The sequence below is a fragment of the Corynebacterium heidelbergense genome (assembly GCF_028609845.1).
GTDB classification, from domain to species: domain Bacteria; phylum Actinomycetota; class Actinomycetes; order Mycobacteriales; family Mycobacteriaceae; genus Corynebacterium; species Corynebacterium heidelbergense.
In genome coordinates this window covers 2,049,046-2,064,397 of the sequence record NZ_CP063191.1, presented here as the reverse complement: position 1 = coordinate 2,064,397, position 15,352 = coordinate 2,049,046, and the positions used below count along the sequence as shown (strand labels likewise).

At 64.0% G+C, this 15,352-nt stretch carries 12 protein-coding genes; 10 read left to right on the top strand and 2 right to left on the bottom strand.

What is annotated here, in order from left to right; genetic code table 11:
* The first annotated feature begins 8 nt into the window (after positions 1-8).
* The 8 genes from CHEID_RS09170 (at position 9) to CHEID_RS09135 (ending at position 10,435) form a co-directional block, all read left to right on the top strand.
* The gene (locus CHEID_RS09170) at positions 9-2,846 is read left to right on the top strand and encodes a heavy metal translocating P-type ATPase (protein ID WP_238599419.1); all 2,838 of its coding nucleotides are present in this window, start codon (positions 9-11) and stop codon (positions 2,844-2,846) included.
* 87 nt (positions 2,847-2,933) lie between these two features.
* Positions 2,934-4,310 (top strand): glutamate-1-semialdehyde 2,1-aminomutase, encoded by a 1,377-nt coding sequence (hemL, locus tag CHEID_RS09165; RefSeq protein ID WP_112770238.1) that lies wholly within the window; start codon positions 2,934-2,936, stop codon positions 4,308-4,310.
* Between the two features lie 68 nt (positions 4,311-4,378).
* The gene (locus CHEID_RS09160; RefSeq protein WP_112770237.1) at positions 4,379-4,894 is read left to right on the top strand and encodes a pyridoxamine 5'-phosphate oxidase family protein; all 516 of its coding nucleotides are present in this window, start codon (positions 4,379-4,381) and stop codon (positions 4,892-4,894) included.
* A gap of 97 nt (positions 4,895-4,991) precedes the next feature.
* Entirely contained in the window at positions 4,992-6,416 is a 1,425-nt protein-coding gene (locus tag CHEID_RS09155; RefSeq protein ID WP_112770128.1) for a family 1 glycosylhydrolase, read from the top strand.
* A gap of 96 nt (positions 6,417-6,512) precedes the next feature.
* Complete coding sequence (locus tag CHEID_RS09150) at positions 6,513-7,118, top strand: histidine phosphatase family protein (RefSeq protein WP_112770127.1); 606 nt, start codon at positions 6,513-6,515, stop codon at positions 7,116-7,118.
* A 167-nt stretch (positions 7,119-7,285) separates the two neighbouring features.
* Positions 7,286-7,858: a TlpA family protein disulfide reductase gene (locus CHEID_RS09145; protein WP_181645959.1), complete on the top strand. Its 573-nt coding sequence runs from the start codon at positions 7,286-7,288 to the stop codon at positions 7,856-7,858.
* Entirely contained in the window at positions 7,858-8,670 is an 813-nt protein-coding gene (locus tag CHEID_RS09140) for a cytochrome c biogenesis CcdA family protein (protein ID WP_238599399.1), read from the top strand. Before CHEID_RS09145 ends, CHEID_RS09140 begins: the two co-directional genes overlap by 1 nt.
* Positions 8,671-8,818: 148 nt before the next feature.
* Positions 8,819-10,435: a cytochrome c biogenesis protein ResB gene (locus CHEID_RS09135; RefSeq protein WP_181645958.1), complete on the top strand. Its 1,617-nt coding sequence runs from the start codon at positions 8,819-8,821 to the stop codon at positions 10,433-10,435.
* Between the two features lie 90 nt (positions 10,436-10,525).
* Here the strand turns inward: CHEID_RS09135 and CHEID_RS09130 are convergent, their stop codons facing one another.
* Positions 10,526-11,359: a DUF8175 domain-containg protein gene (locus tag CHEID_RS09130; RefSeq protein ID WP_112770124.1), complete on the bottom strand. Its 834-nt coding sequence runs from the start codon at positions 11,357-11,359 to the stop codon at positions 10,526-10,528.
* A gap of 147 nt (positions 11,360-11,506) precedes the next feature.
* On the opposite strand from CHEID_RS09130, the gene ccsB reads away from it, so the two are divergent.
* Positions 11,507-12,619, top strand: a complete 1,113-nt coding sequence (gene ccsB, locus CHEID_RS09125) for a c-type cytochrome biogenesis protein CcsB (protein ID WP_112770123.1) — start codon at positions 11,507-11,509, stop codon at positions 12,617-12,619.
* Between the two features lie 92 nt (positions 12,620-12,711).
* The gene (gene rfbB / locus CHEID_RS09120; RefSeq protein WP_273661109.1) at positions 12,712-13,833 is read left to right on the top strand and encodes a dTDP-glucose 4,6-dehydratase; all 1,122 of its coding nucleotides are present in this window, start codon (positions 12,712-12,714) and stop codon (positions 13,831-13,833) included.
* 98 nt (positions 13,834-13,931) lie between these two features.
* Here the strand turns inward: rfbB and CHEID_RS09115 are convergent, their stop codons facing one another.
* The gene (locus tag CHEID_RS09115) at positions 13,932-15,245 is read right to left on the bottom strand and encodes an MFS transporter (protein ID WP_112770236.1); all 1,314 of its coding nucleotides are present in this window, start codon (positions 15,243-15,245) and stop codon (positions 13,932-13,934) included.
* Between the last annotated feature and the right edge of the window lie 107 nt (positions 15,246-15,352).

The following is a 15,352-nucleotide window of genomic DNA, read 5'->3' as shown; positions in this document are numbered from 1 at the left end:
TATCCATCGTGGCCACCCATTCTCAACCCACCGGGGAGCCCTCGCGCTCCGCAGCGGAATCGTCCGGCGTTCCCATTGTGGACGCCCCGGTCCGGCGCGCGGAACGGGCCATCGCGGAGGCTCGAGAGGCAGCGCGCCGGGCTGGCGTCCGGCTCTCAGACACCGACCGCACCGCTTCCTCCCGCCGTCTTGCAGAACGCAGCGGGCGGGGGCTGACCTCTTTCGCGTTCCGCATCGACGGCCTGGACAATGCCGTCACCGCGTCCGCCCTGGAACGGGATCTCAACATCGTGGAGGGCATCGAGGCGGTCGTTGTGTACTCCACGAGCACAGTGTGGATCTCCGCGCAGGACCACATTGGCCCGGACGCGATCCGGCAGCACCTCGAACGCTTTGGGGTCACCGGGTATCTCACCCCGTCCTCGTTGCGCCGGCGATCGGCTCGGCTGGACCTGCCGGACCCCCGCCGTCGGATGCGCCGCCACTCGGACGCCCACAAGCGGGCCGCGATCGAAGCTGAGCGGCGCAAGCGCGGCAGCACCCCACTGCTGCTGGGATCCCATCGCCCCTCCCCCTTTGAAGGCACCGAGGGCTTGCACACTGCGCGGGAGCTCATCACCCCCACGAAGTTGCTCCTCGCGGTCCTGCTGGGGACCCCGGTCCTCGTGCTGCAGTTGAACAGCGGTTGGCAGTTCGACTACTGGCAGTGGGTGTGCCTGGCGCTGGCCACGCCGGTCGTCTTCTTCTGCGCAGCCCCCTTCCACCGGGCCATGATTGGCGGGGCTAGGCGGGGGCAATCCGCGCTGGACGGTGCCAGCAGTATCGCGATCATGGCGGCCTACGGCTTTTCGGTGCTGTCCCTGCTCAGCACCCGTGCCGGGGATCCCACGTGGCGCAGCGTGCAGGTGTGGCTGGCTCGGGGGTGGTTGTATCGCCCCCACGCAGAGGCCATCTTTTTGGACGTGGCCTGCGGGGTAACTATCCTCCTGCTCTTTGGCCGGTTGCTCTCCCGGCGTACTTTCCTGCGCAGTAAGTCCGCATTGAGTATCTTGCAGCCCCCAGCCGCCCACATGATCACCGTGGTTCGCCGCGGCCGGAAGTCGACGCCGGTGCGCAAGGAGGTCTCGACCACCGAGATCCGGCAGGGCGACGATATCATCGTGGAACCGGGGGCCGTGTGCCCCAGCGATGGGGAGGTCATCAGCGGTAAGTCAGAGGTGGATTTGGGCCCCGTGGGTGGGGTTAATCGCACCGTGCTACTGACGGTGGGGGAGCCAATCTTCGCCGGGGCCACGAATCACGGGGATGCTCTCAAGGTGCGGGTGCGAGCCACGGGTTCGCGCACGCGCCTGGCTTCCATGTATCGGTGGGTGCATTCCGCAGCCCGGGACGAGAATCACGTGATGCACCTGGCTAACCGGTCGGCCAGCCTGCTGGTTCCGTGGGCAGTGGTGTTGGGCTTAAGCAACTTTGGCATTTGGTGGCTCGTCGCTGGATCGCTTACGGCAGCGGTGGCGACGACCCTGTCCATCCTCGTCGCAGTGGCTCCCGTGGCTTTGGCGGTTTCTGCGCCGCTGGCGTTGCGGTTAGGGGTGGGCCGGGCCGCGGCGCAGGGGGTGCTGTTGCGGGACACGGCGACGATCCACCGCTTGGCGGAGGTGGAATCCATCATCTTCAACCGGGTGGGCACCCTGACCAACGGACCCATGAAGGTGACGAGTGTGACCCCGGCGGCCGGGGAGGATTGCGACTTGGTCCTGCGCGTGGCGGCTGCGCTGTGCATGGACTCCAAGCACACCGTGTCCGCCGCGATTGTGCGGGCGGACCGGGAGGCTCGGGATGCCGCGGGCAATGCCGGAGAGGACGGGGCCGGTGGCCTGCCCGCGGTGTTGCCGGTTTCCAATGCCAGCATTAGTGCGGATGGAACATTCTCCGGCCAGGTCCAGTTGCCCGGGGCCGTCGTCGGCCGTCCCCAACGCTCTGGCGGAACCGGGCCCTCCGGCGCAGCCCAGCCCGCCAGTGCCAGCGCTCCCCGGAAAGTGCGCGCGAGCGTGTGGCGACCGCGAGATATGGGGGAGCTGAGGGACCACCGCCTCGCAGACGCTGCCCTGTCTGGTGGCAGCCCGGTGGTGGTGAGCTGGCAAGGGATGGACCGTGGCGTGATCACCCTGACGGACAGCTTCAAGGCGGACGCTTCGGATGCTGTAGATGCTCTGGAGGACATGGGGATTGAGACCCACATGATGTCCCGGGACCCGTACCCCGTGGCCCGCCGGATCGCCGACTCCTTGGGAATCTCCACAGTGTTGGCGGGCATCGCACCCAACCGCAAGGAAGCTACGGTGCGGGGTGTTCACGCCCAAGGTTCGCGCGTGGCGATGGTGGGCGACGCCGATATTTTGCCTGCCCTGCGGGTAGCCGATGTAGGCATTTTGATGGGGGATTTGGGCCGCTCGGGTCAACGGGGATTGGCCAGCCCGGACGGCGTGGACCGGGTAGATGCGGACGTCGTGATGATCCGCCGGGACGTCAGCAGTATTCCAGAGGTCGTCAACCTCGTCCGCCATGTGCGAAACACGGTGGACTGGAACATCTGGTTGTCCTGGGCCTACAATGCGATTGCCCTGCTTGGAGCGGTTTCGGGAGTGCTCAATCCGTTGCTGGCCACGGCGGCGATGCTGGCTAGTTCCGCGCTCATCGAGCGGCGCAGTGCCCGCATCATTTCCCCGCACTACGTGGATCGGCGGATGCGGCACACCCATACGTGGGAGGGCTGGTGGCAGCGCTTGCGCCAGGACCGGGAAAAGCGGCGCCTGAAGGAGATGCAGCCGTCCGGTCGACCGTAGGTTCTGCGCCAGACCTCGGCCGGACCCCGGCCCCGGGCCTGGCACCCGCCGGACCCGTGCCCATCATTCGCGCCTAGAGTGTGGAGCATGTCCTCGCAATCCGCTGACCGTCCCTTGTCCTCGTCCGCCTCCTCCCCCGCCGCCCCAGGCGCAACTACGAGGGGGCTTTCCCACGACCGCTCCCGGCGGGCGATGGCCCATGCGGAGGAATTGATCCCCGGGGGCGTGAATTCCCCCGTCCGGGCGTTCGGGTCTGTGGGCGGCACGCCGCCGTTCATCACCCGCGCGAAGGGGTCCCAGCTCATCGACGAGGACGGGAACTCCTACGTGGACCTGTTCTGCTCCTGGGGGCCGATGATCCACGGGCATGCCCATCCCCAGATCGTGGAGGCCGTGCAGGAGGCCGCGAGCCGGGGCCTGTCCTACGGTGCCCCCACGGAGCGGGAGGTGGAGCTCGTTAAGGTCATTCGGGAGCGCACCAGCATCGAAAAGGCGCGGCTGGTGAATTCCGGTACGGAGGCCACGATGTCCGCTGTGCGCCTGGCTCGGGGGTTCACTGGCCGGGACAAGATCCTGAAGTTCGAGGGTTGTTACCACGGCCACGTCGACTCGCTACTGGTCGCGGCGGGATCCGGTGTGGCCACTTTGGGCCTGCCCGATTCCCCGGGGATCACCCAGGCGGCGGCGAAGGACACGATTGTGGTGCCCTATCGCGATATCGCGGCGGTACGGGAAGCCTTTGAGCGGTGTGGGGATGAGATCGCCGCGATCATCGTGGAGGGAGCCGCAGGCAACATGGGCGCGGTGAACCCGCACGGTTTCAATGCCGAGCTCAAGGAGGTCGCCCACGCCCACGGCGCTTTACTCATCATCGACGAGGTGATGACGGGTTTCCGGGTGTCCCGGCAGGGATGGTATGGGCTCGATGGGGTTGCGGGGGATCTGACGACTTTCGGCAAGGTGGTCTCCGGCGGGTTGCCGGCTGCGGCTTTTGGGGGGCGTGCGGAGATCATGGACCACTTGGCTCCAGTCGGGCCGGTGTATCAGGCGGGGACGTTGTCGGGGAATCCGGTGGCCGTGGCTGCGGGGTTGGCGTCCTTAAAATTGGCGGACGACGCCACCTACCGGGCGCTGGACAACAATGCCGACAAGCTGGCGGATATCCTTTCTTCTGCGCTGTCCGAGGAGTCGGTGGTTCATCACATCCAGCGGGCGGGCAATATGCTGTCCGTTCGCTTTGCCGAGGGGGAGGGCGCCAACTTCGCGGATATGCAGGCCGCGGATACTTTCCGTTTCCCCGCGTTTTTCCACGCAATGCTGGATAACGGAGTCTTTGCCCCGCCGAGCGTGTTTGAAACGTGGTTTGTGTCTACCGCGCTGACGGACGCCGATTTCGAGCGCATCGAAGTCGCTGCACGGGCGGGTGCTAAAGCGGCCAAACAGGCGCAGGGGCCGGGGGCCTAAGAAGGGGTGGGAATAGGTCGGCTGGGTCAGAGGGGGGGCCTGGGCCGATTGTGTCTAAGCTGGGCGCTATGTCACAGGATGCGCAGACATCAGATCAGGCCGACCAGATTGACGAGCTGAACAAGATCATTGAGGACGTCGGGGTGGCAATGGTTACCACTCACGATTCCGAACACGAGGGCCGCTTGATCAGCCGCCCGTTTTCCACCCAGCGGGCAGAGGACAGCGGGGACGTGGTGTTCCTCACCACGAAGGACAATTCCTTTACTCGGGATGTGCGACAGAATCCCCACGTCAATATCGCTTATGCCTCGAAGAAGGCGTGGGTTTCCTTCGCGGGCACTGCGGAAATCGTCGAGGATAACGCACTGGTGGAGCAGCTATGGTCCCGAGCTTCCGGCATGTTCATGGAGGGCGGGCCGGAGAACCCGAACAACGTTGCTGTTCGGGTGCATGGTGATACCGCAGAGCTGTGGGGTGGGGGCTCCCTGGTGGGGACGGCGATCAAGACGGTGAAGGCGATGACCGGGGATACGCAGGAGGAGAAGGAGGATGACGGGACGAAGGTCATCGATCTGAAGTAGCGGGCTTTACCGGAGGTTCACCCAGCGGGCCCCCGTAGTACACCTTTTGCTAACCCCGGTGTAGGGCGGGAAGGGTGGGGGTAGTTATATTGGAGCCATGAGAATCGTGGCTCCTGGCCGCGCTTTTGCGCAGCGTGCGAATAGTTTTCTGGCTGCTTCGGCGGTTGCGGTGACTTTCACCGTGGGCGGCGGGGGCGTGGCACTTGCTGGGGATGCCACGACCGCCCGTGGCACCGGACAAGCCGCCTCGGCCGTGCGTGAGGACGGGTTCCACTGGGGTGTGGCGACGAGCGCGTTTCAAGTGGAGGGCAGCAATGCCGACAGCAACTGGTCACGCTATGCGGCGGGGGACCGCGAGGAACCGGGCGGTTTGCCGGGAACCACAAAGCACTTCGACGGCGTGCGCAATGCCGTTGACTTTCGGCATAGGTACAAAGAGGACATAGCTAATGCCGCCTCCCTGGGGATCAACACTTTCCGGTTGAGCGTGGACTGGGCCCGTCTGGAGCCCCGGCCGGGCTATTTCGATCCTGCGGAAGTCGCCTACTACGACGATGTCATGGCGGAGATTCGTAGCCATGGCATGATCCCCATGATCACCATGCTGCACTACGTCTATCCGGGATGGGTCGTGGACGGGGGAGGGATCAGCGGCGACTTGGCTCGCGCGGAATTTACCCGCTTTTCTGAATTCATCACGAAGCGTTGGGGTGGTGCAGGCAGCGGCACGATGTGGGTGACTTTGAACGAGCCCTTCGTGTTTTTCAACCACGACGTGGAGATTGGGCTCGCCCAGATTGGGGATCTGCCCCGATACCTAAACACCATGGCAGAGCTGCACGAGATTGGGTACCGGGCGGCTCACGCGGCTAACCCGGGAGCTCAGGTCACGACGAACTTCGCCTTCATGCCCACTGTGACACCCGGGCAGTACCAGATTTTCCAAAAGCGCCTGGAACCTTTCTTGGACTATGTGGGCATCGACTACTACTACAACGTGTCGCTGGGAAACCTCTCCGCGACGTACGCGGCATTCGGGGACTTCGCCAAGGTGACGCCGGAAGCCGACGGGATCTACTACGCCCTGCGGCAATATCAACAGCTCTTTCCGGGTAAGCCGTTGTACATCGTGGAGAACGGCGTGCCCACCGACAACGGGGCGCCCCGTGCAGATGGGTACGCTCCAGAGGACTACCTGCAGGATGTTGCTTACTGGTTGCAGCGTGCTAAGGCTGATGGCATCCCCGTAATCGGGTATAACCACTGGTCATTGGTAGATAACTACGAGTGGGGCGATTACAGCCCGCGGTTCGGTTTGTGGCGGGTTGACGTTAAAGAGGACCCGTCGCTGACCCGGCGGGAGACCCCGAGCGTTCCGGCGTATCGGGACGTTGTGCGGCAGGGGGGTATGCCCGAGGGGTATCGGCCGCATCGACCGGCGGCGTTCTGCTCGCTGGCTGCGGGAGTGGACTCTTGTTCGCGTCCTGCACCGTCGGACGGGCCGACGGTGGCACTGCGCTGAGGCGGGGGACGTAAGACGCCATATCGCGGCCGCGGGCAACAAGCCTTCACCTCCACCGCACCGAGTTTAGGGGCCCCGGCGCTACACTGATCAACCATGACCACAATCGTCCACCTCGTCCGCCACGGGGAAGTGCACAACCCCGAGAAGATCCTCTACGGGCGCCTCCCCGGTTACCGGATCTCCGAACGAGGACGGAACATGGCCCACGCTGCCGCTGCGGACCTCGCGGATCACAGGGTTACCTACCTGGCCTCCTCCCCGTTGCAGCGAGCTCAGGAAACCGCCCGCCCCTTCGCCGCCAAGCTGGGCCTTGAGGTCAAGACCGATAAGCGCCTGCTGGAGGCCGGAAACCTGCTGGAGGGCCGCCACATTAAGGGGGTTCGATCCGCTCTGTGGAACCCAAGGCTCTGGCCGTTGCTGCGCGATCCCTCCCAGCCCAGTTGGGGGGAGCCCTACACCGACATCCTGTCCCGGATGTTGGACGCCATTGACAGCGCGCGCGAAGTAGCTCGAGGCCGTGAGGCTGTACTGGTCAGCCACCAACTACCGATAGTCATGGTTCAGCGCCATGCGAAAGGCCAACCGCTTGCGCATAACCCCGCGGCACGCCGCTGTGAATTGGCGTCCATAACCTCCCTCATCTTCGACGGTAATGACCTCGCTGACGTGCACTACGCCGAACCCGCACAACACATCTGATGAACAATATGAACCCCACCCACCGCACCACGCCGCTCTCGACCCGCCGCCCCAATACCGGAGATACCCATACGCCCCCCGATAGCGCCCACAGCGTCTCTCCTGTCGGCGGTATTGGCCACAAGAGGAGGGTTCGGACATTCCTTGCCGGTCTTGCCGCCGCCACGATGGTCCTGGGCGGGGCCACAGCATGCGGCGACAACAACACCGCGGGGAAAGACGCGGTACGACAAGGGGGAACCTTCAAGTTCGTATCGCCCGGGGGCCAAACCAGCATCTCTTACCCGGAAAACGAAAGAAAACCGGTAGGTGACATTAAGGGACAGGCGCTCGTTGGGGATAAGCAAATCAGCCTGGATGACTACCAAGGGCAGATAGTTGTCCTTAACTCCTGGGGTCAGTGGTGCGGGCCGTGCCGGAGCGAATCGGATGACCTGCAAGGGGTGCACGAAAAACTCACCACCCAGAAGCGAGGCACCGTTCTCGGGATCAATGTCAAAGATCCGTCCAAGGATAAAGCGGCAGACTTCGTTCGGGACAACGGTATTACCTATCCCTCCATCTACGACCCGCCATTTAAATCCGCACTGGCGCTAGGTGGCGTGCCCGCATCCGTTATCCCCACCACCATCGTGTTGGACAAACAGCACCGCCCGGCCCACATCTTTCTGCAGGAAGTCACTGAGGATCAATTGTGGAAGGTCGTGGAGCCGCTGACCAAGGAGCAGGGGCCGCAATAGTGCCGCACGCCACCATCACCCTTGCTCAGTCCTGGGGGGAACACTTCGCCAACACGGTGACTAGCGGGCCGCTGCTCCTGGGTCTGCTGGCCGCTGCCGTTGCCGGTCTAGTCTCCTTCGCATCCCCCTGCGTGATTCCCCTGGTACCCGGGTACATTTCCTACCTTGCCGGGGTGGTTGGCGCGGAAACGCAGTTCACGGGGGAGGGGGCCAAGGTCACGGCCCGGCGCGGACGGGTTGTCACCGCCGCCCTTCTGTTCGTAGTGGGGTTCACCGTTGTGTTCGTTCTCGCGTCCGGGACCGTTTTTGGGCTACTCAGTGTGCTAACACTCAACCAGCAGCTGCTCATGCGCATCGGCGGGGTAGTGACCATTCTCATGGGGGTGGTGTTCATGGGGTTTATCCGCCCGCTGCAGGCGGAGCGGCGGATGGCGCCGAAAAGGTGGACCACCATCGCCGGTGCCCCGCTGCTGGGGGCCGTGTTCGCGCTGGGGTGGACCCCATGCTTAGGCCCGACGCTTGCGGCGATTGTGTCGGTGTCTGCGGGAACGCAGGGGATGACGGCGTTGCGGGGGGTCGCCCTGATCGTCGCCTACTGTCTGGGGTTGGGGGCGCCGTTCATCTTGGCAGCACTGGGATCGTCCAAGATTTTGGCTGGTGTGGGGTGGCTGCGGCGGCATTCGCGACTCATTCAGATGATCGGTGGTGCCTCTCTGGTGATCGTGGGCATCTTGCTGGTCACCGGTCAGTGGGCGATGATGGTCGAATGGCTACGGGCCGTCTTCGTCTCCGACACCACCTTGCCGGTCTAGTGGCCGGGCGGACAACCGGGGACGCCGCAGGGCCCGCCCGCAACCAACAGTGTGTAGCCGCAGGACTTACGGATCTCCTCCGGAAAGGCAGTACGTGTTAAAAACCATCGCAAGCCTGCCCCGCAAAGGGTGGCAATGGTTAACCAGGATGAAGACCGCCCTCGTTCTCCTGTTTCTCCTTTCCATTGCCGCCATCCCCGGAGCCCTACTGCCGCAGCGCTCCCTCAACGAGTCCAAGGTGCTGGACTACATCAAGGCCAACGGTAAGACGGCGGAGATTTTCGACCGTATCGGGTTGTTCGACGTGTTCAGCTCGCCCTGGTTCGCCGCGATCTACATTCTGCTGTTCGTTTCCCTCGTCGGGTGCATTCTGCCGCGCTCCTGGGATCACTACAAGGCTTTACGCTCCACCCCGCCCAGGGCTCCCAAGGTGTTGTCCCGCATGCCGAGCTACGCCGTGGGGGATGTAGAGGCCTCTCCGGAGGTGGTCAAGGAGCGCCTGCGCAAGGAGTTCAAAGGGTGGCAGAAAGGTGAATACGAGCCGGCGGAGGACCGGGGGAACCAGTGGTCCATGTCCGCCGAGAAGGGGTATCTCCGCGAGTTCGCCAACCTGATCTTCCACCTTGCCCTCGTCGGGCTGATGATAGCTGTCGCCGCAGGGCGGATGGTCTACTACGAGGGCCAGGTCATCGTGGTGGCGGGGACCCAGCAATCGCAGTTTTGCAATTCGGCGGTCTCCAACTTCGATTCCTTCCGCAACGGCCCCTTGTTCGATGGCACGGGCCTCAACCCGTACTGCGTGAATGTCAAGGATTTCACGGCCGACTACCTTCCCAACGGCCAGGCCACGAAGTTCAGCTCCAATATCGATTACGCCACCGGGGATACGGTGTACCAGGACACGCGGGACTGGCCCAAAACGCAGTTGCGGGTCAACCATCCCCTGCGCCTGAACGGTGACAGGGTGTATCTGCAAGGGCACGGGTACGCCCCGACGTTCACCATCACCTGGCCCAACGGGGAAAAGCGAACCGAAACAATCCAGTTCCGCCCGGACGACCCCGTGAATTTCCTGTCCTCCGGTGCGGTGCGCTGGGATCCGCCGGCTGGCCTGTACAAGGACCTGCTAGACCGCCGTCAGCACCAAATTTCGCTGCAAGGATTGTTTGCCCCATCCGCAGAGTTCTCGGGGAAGAATAATGCGCTGCTCATGTCCAATTACCCGGCATTGCGGGACCCTGCGGTGGCGATCGATATTTATCGGGGTGACACGGGGCTAGACGCGGGTCGGAGCCAAAACATCTTCAGCTTGGACCCTCAGCAGTTGCACAGTGGCGCGATGCAGAAACTGGACCGCGTCAATCTGCGCCAGGGGCAATCGGTTCGGCTAGACGATGGAACGCAAATCAGCTTTGACGGCGCCAAGGAATTTGCAAACTTGCAGATCTCGCATGACCCCTCGGTGCGCTGGGTGCTGGCGTCCGCACTGCTCATGCTCGTTGGCCTGGTCGGATCCCTCCGCATCAAACGGCGCCGATTCTGGGTCCGGTTGATCCCCATCGAGGACTCCGGTGGCACGAGAGTGGAGATCGCCGGTTTGTCCCGCACGGATTCCGCTGGATGGGGTGCCGAGTTCAACCGCCGTGCCGAGCGCATCCTGGGGCTTGGCGAGGAAGACCTTGACGAGGACCTCGACAGTGGGAATATGGACTGGAACGAGAAGTTCGGCGACGGCCTGGACGAGGCACTCGGCGAGCGGGACTAGACCGCGCGGATCTGATGTCGGTTCTTTGGGGCTGTTCGTCAGTCGGTCTAGAAAATTCGCTGCTTGAGCGCTGCTCCATTCCAAAAGGAGTTAGTTATCATGGCCGAACCACTGCCACGCCTCCGGTGGCAGCTGGTCGCCCTCCCACATCCGCGGGAACGTGTGGAAGCTGGAGATTTTCCATCTACCCTCTGCCCAGTGCAGAGACATTGGCCGGCCGAAGAACCCGACCGACCCGTCCGCTTTCTGCCCCCGCTCGTAGATCATCACCTCGGCTCGATCTGCGGCGACGAGAGCGACGCGAGCGCCTTCCGAGGCGGGGTAGTAGCCGGCGACGGAACGCTCCTTCATCTCCGCGTCGCCCGCCATGCGATCACTGTGTTGCCGCGCGCTGCGGCGGTCCGCATCCGTCGCATCCTCGACAACCTTCTCCACCAGGTCCCCATATCCCTGCCCCGTGGGGGCCGTCATATAAGCCTGCGCTGCCAGGGCAGCCCCCGCCGCCGACTGGGTGTACCCAACGGGCACGAGGCCGTCGAAACCCGTCGGACCATCAGAGGTGGAAAAAGCTACCGGATGTATTCCGCCCAAGTCCGTGATCTGAAAGATGATGTTCTCTGGCCGGGATTCGCGAGCCTGGGTCGAGCCCGGGTCGTAGGTGCGCGTAGCTGTAGACAAAACTTGCCCGCGGCCTTCCCCGGCCGGGGGAGCATAAACCTCAACTCCGTGGGGATCCGGTGCCTTAGCGGACCACTGGAAGCGCTGCTCCGGGGGACGTCGATCCTCCTCGGAGGCCGAGCCGGCGCTGTCGGCGCCATCGCCTCTCTCCGGCGATGTCCCGCACGCGGCTGCGCCGCCAAGCCCCAACAAAGCTGCGGCGATCACCGCTCCCAGCGTCCGCACATTGCGCCTGGTTGCCACCATCGAAGCCCGCCTTCCGCTGCGTTGCCTAGCCCGCAGTATTGAGTTGCGCCGCACAACAGTTCTACATTGGGCCTAAGGTAAACAAGTCCGCAGGGCGCGCGCGGGCAAATTGCGAAAAGCGTCCCGGCTTACAGGAAGACCAAACATATGATTATCGATCAGGATCTGGCGCAGTTCTCGGACGTCGCGTTCAAGACGGCCGTTGTGCTCTACCTGCTGGCCCTGGCGGTCTCGCTGGTGTACTACGGCATGGTCCGCACCGCCACCGAAGCTCGGCGCGAACGCGCGGCACTGCTGGGTGCGCAAACCCCGGCCGCTTCAGCCGAGGCTCGTCTCGGCGCCCCGGAGAAGGTTCTGGTGGGAAGTGGTGGGGGTGGCGTCCACAATGAAACGAACACGGAGCCACCGGCAGCCGACACCGTTTCCGCACTTGCCAGCCCGACGGAGGAGAGCGCCCTTCCCGCCCGGCTACAGGCGGATGCGATCCTAAGAAAGATCGGTCGCGCCGACCGCCTCGGTGGCGTAACGCAAGCCCTCGTGCTCCTGGCCATCGCCGTCCACGCTGCACACCTCATCCTGCGCGGCGTGTCAGCCCAGCGCTTCCCCTGGGGCAATCTCTTTGAGTACGTCTCCGTGGTCAGCTTGTTCGCCATGATCGTGTCCACCATCGTGCTGCGCCGCAAGGCCATGCGGGTGATGTGGCCGTGGATTCTCACACCGATCGTGGCGCTGCTGTTCTACGGCGGCGCGAAACTCTACGCACAGACGGCGCCGGTGGTGCCCGCCCTGCAGTCCCACTGGTTCGTCGTCCACGTGTCCACGGTCTCCATCGGCGCTAGTATCGGCCTGGTTTCCGGGATGGCTTCGATCATGTACCTCGTCCGCAAGGCGCAGCCACGGGGACAGGAAAAGGGGCTGCTGGGCGTGATCGCCGGGCCCCTGCCAGACGCCGCCAAGCTGGACGCCCTGGCCTACCGCTCAGCCGTGTGGGCCCTGCCCATCTTCGGACTGGGAGTGGTGTTCGGCGCGATCTGGGCGGAGGCCGCTTGGAGCCGGTTCTGGGGGTGGGACCCGAAAGAGACCGTGTCCTTCATTACCTGGATCCTCTATGCCGCCTATCTCCACGCCCGGGCTACGCCGGGATGGCGCGGGTCGAGATCTGCATGGATCAACGTCCTGGCCTTTGCCACGATGGTCTTCAATCTCTTCTTTATCAACATGGTGGTCTCTGGCCTGCACTCCTACGCCGGCCTGAATTAGGCCACCAGGCTGCGCGCTCTGGCCTGGACCGGGTTACCGGGCTGCGAGCTCCGGCTGTCGTCGTCGATTCCCCGCCCGCTAGCCTGGACCACATGACCGACACGCCCGCCACCCCGGCCCCGGGGCGCACCCACAGCGACCCCCGCAGCTTTTCGACCCTCATCGTCACTGGAGGGGCGGGGTTTATCGGTTCCAATTTCGTGCATCGGTCCCTGCGGCAGCGTCCTGACCTGCGGATTCATATTGTGGACGCCATGACCTACGCGTCCAATCCCGCAAACCTCTGCGCAGATAACGGCGCCCCGCTGGCCGAGGTGTATGGGCGACGGGTCGGTTTCACTCGCGCAGATGTTGCCGACAGCCACGCCGTCGACGATATCGTCGCCGCGGAGGTGGAGCGCGCGGATGGTCCGGTGGGCATCGTCCACTTCGCCGCCGAAAGTCACAACGACAACTCCCTGCGGGACCCAGCAATTTTCGCGCGGAGCAATGTGGAGGGCACTGTCAACGTCGCTCGGGCCGCAGTGGCCCACGGGGTGCACCTGCATCACATCTCCACCGATGAAGTTTTTGGGGACTTGGCTCTAGACGACCCCCAACGATTCACCCCAGACACCCCCTATCGACCCTCCTCCCCGTATTCCGCTTCCAAAGCTTCGGCCGACCACTTCGTGCGGGCATTCGTGCGCTCCCTGGGATTGAGCGCGACGATTTCCAACTGCTCCAACAATTACGGCCCCCGGCAGCACCCGGAGAAATTCATTCCCCGGCAGATCACCGGGCTTATCGACGGGGAGAAGCCGCGCCTGTATGGGGCTGGCCATAACGTCCGGGATTGGATCCACGTGGATGACCACAACGATGCGGTGTGGGCCATTCTGGAAAGGGGAGCGGCGGGGAGGACGTACCTCATCGGCGCCGACGGCGAGCGCAGCAACCGTCAGGTCGTTGGGGACCTGCTTGAAGCGTTCGGCAAGGACCCCAGGGACTTTGTTCACGTCACCGATCGGTCGGGCCACGACCGCCGCTACGCAATCGACCCATCCAGTGTCCGCGAGCTTGGGTGGGTACCCCGATACAATGATTTCGCGGCGGGGCTCGCCGAGACTATTCGGTGGTACCGCGAACACGAGCAATGGTGGCGAGAGGCGCGGCGCGCCGCCGAGGCAGGTTATCGGCACCACGAGAAGGTGTTGGCACAGGGCGGGGCATGAGCCTGTGAAAGGGGGTGGCCCGTGCCCGGTGGGTCGGGCCGAAGAGAGGGGGGAGAGAAAGGGAAGGGGGAGAGAAGGGAAAGGGGGCGGAGAGGGGGCTAGAGGGCGGAGCGCTCTATGCTGCGCGGCGTGGCGAGAAGGGCGGCAGCCGAGACTGCGGACATGACCATGAGGTAGATCGCGATGGACCAGGTGCCGTGGGTCTTGTTCAGCAGCAGCTGGGCAATCATCGGGGCGAAGGCGCCACCGAGGATGGAACCCAGGGCGTAGCTCACGGACAGGCCGGAGTAGCGGATTCGGCGGGGGAACATCTCGGCGTAAAGCGCAGGCTGGGGGCCGTAGCTGAGACCAAGCCCGAGGGTCAGGATTGCCAGGGCGAAGGCGAAGAGGGTGATATCCGCCTTATCGATGAGGATCCAGGCGGGCCAGGCAGTGACGAAGAGCAGGCCGTAACCCACGAGGAACGTATTAATCCGGCCGAAGCGATCCGACAGGTAACCGGACCAAAGGGTCACCGCCGTCCAGATGACAGCGCCGATTGCCACGGCCGCGTACACCTGCGTTTGCGGCAGCTTCAGCGTCTTGGCGGCATAGGAACCCATGAAGGCGATCAGCATATAACCTGCGGCGTTGTTACCGGCGAAGATCAACGCGGCTCGCAACACTACGGGGCTGTGGCCCTTGAGCAAGACACCCAGTGGTGCGCTGGATTCGCTGGCCCGGTGCCGGATTTCCTCAAAGACCGGAGATTCGGCTACCCGGGATCGGACCACCAGTCCCACCGCCACCAGAACGAAGCTCAGTAGGAATGGAATGCGCCATCCCCAATCCTGGTAGGCAGATTGTCCGAAGATGGCGCTGAGCGCCAGCAGGACTGTGGTTGCCACAGCGAGTCCCAGGGGAACTCCGATCTGGGGGTATGCGCCGAAGACCCCGCGGCGGCGCGCTGGCGCGTGCTCCACGGCAAGCAGGGCGGCTCCGCCCCATTCGCCCCCGGCGGAGAAGCCTTGCAGAATGCGCAGCAGAATGAGCAGGACGGGCGCCGCAGCCCCAATGGTGGCGTAGGTCGGGAGAACGCCGATCAGCGCGGTGGCCAGGCCCATGAGGATGAGGGTGCCCGCCAGTACCATCTTGCGCCCATAGCGGTCGCCCAAATGGCCCGCGATGGCCGCCCCCAGAGGTCGAAATAGGAAGCTGATGCCCAGTGTGGCCCAAGAAACGATTTGCGCCAGAGTGCCATCGCGTCCAAGGGGCTTGAAGAACTGGTCCGCAAAAATGAGCCCGGCAGCCTGGGCATAGATGAAGAAGTCGTACCATTCAATAGTGCTGCCAACTAGTGTGGCACCCAGAATACGACGTTGGTCAGGGATGCGCGTGGAGCGGGTTTCCGCTGCTGATACCGTAGTTTCCATTGGGGGAGAACTTATCAGGATTTACGGCCAAGAGGATATGCCTATCCGAAAACCGCCCGACCGTCCCACGGTCAGCCTGCCCACCCGGCCGTGCAAGGCGCTCCCGG

What these genes read in the sequence shown, in the direction of transcription:
- hemL (WP_112770238.1), top strand. Translation starts at nt 2,934, where the DNA reads ATGTCCTCGCAATCCGCTGACCGTCCCTTGTCCTCGTCCGCCTCCTCC.
- CHEID_RS09160 (WP_112770237.1), top strand. Translation starts at nt 4,379, where the DNA reads ATGTCACAGGATGCGCAGACATCAGATCAGGCCGACCAGATTGACGAG.
- CHEID_RS09155 (WP_112770128.1), top strand. Translation starts at nt 4,992, where the DNA reads ATGAGAATCGTGGCTCCTGGCCGCGCTTTTGCGCAGCGTGCGAATAGT.
- CHEID_RS09150 (WP_112770127.1), top strand. Translation starts at nt 6,513, where the DNA reads ATGACCACAATCGTCCACCTCGTCCGCCACGGGGAAGTGCACAACCCC.
- CHEID_RS09145 (WP_181645959.1), top strand. Translation starts at nt 7,286, where the DNA reads ATGGTCCTGGGCGGGGCCACAGCATGCGGCGACAACAACACCGCGGGG.
- CHEID_RS09135 (WP_181645958.1), top strand. Translation starts at nt 8,819, where the DNA reads ATGAAGACCGCCCTCGTTCTCCTGTTTCTCCTTTCCATTGCCGCCATC.
- CHEID_RS09130 (WP_112770124.1), bottom strand. Translation starts at nt 11,359, where the DNA reads ATGGTGGCAACCAGGCGCAATGTGCGGACGCTGGGAGCGGTGATCGCC.
- ccsB (WP_112770123.1), top strand. Translation starts at nt 11,507, where the DNA reads ATGATTATCGATCAGGATCTGGCGCAGTTCTCGGACGTCGCGTTCAAG.
- rfbB (WP_273661109.1), top strand. Translation starts at nt 12,712, where the DNA reads ATGACCGACACGCCCGCCACCCCGGCCCCGGGGCGCACCCACAGCGAC.
- CHEID_RS09115 (WP_112770236.1), bottom strand. Translation starts at nt 15,245, where the DNA reads ATGGAAACTACGGTATCAGCAGCGGAAACCCGCTCCACGCGCATCCCT.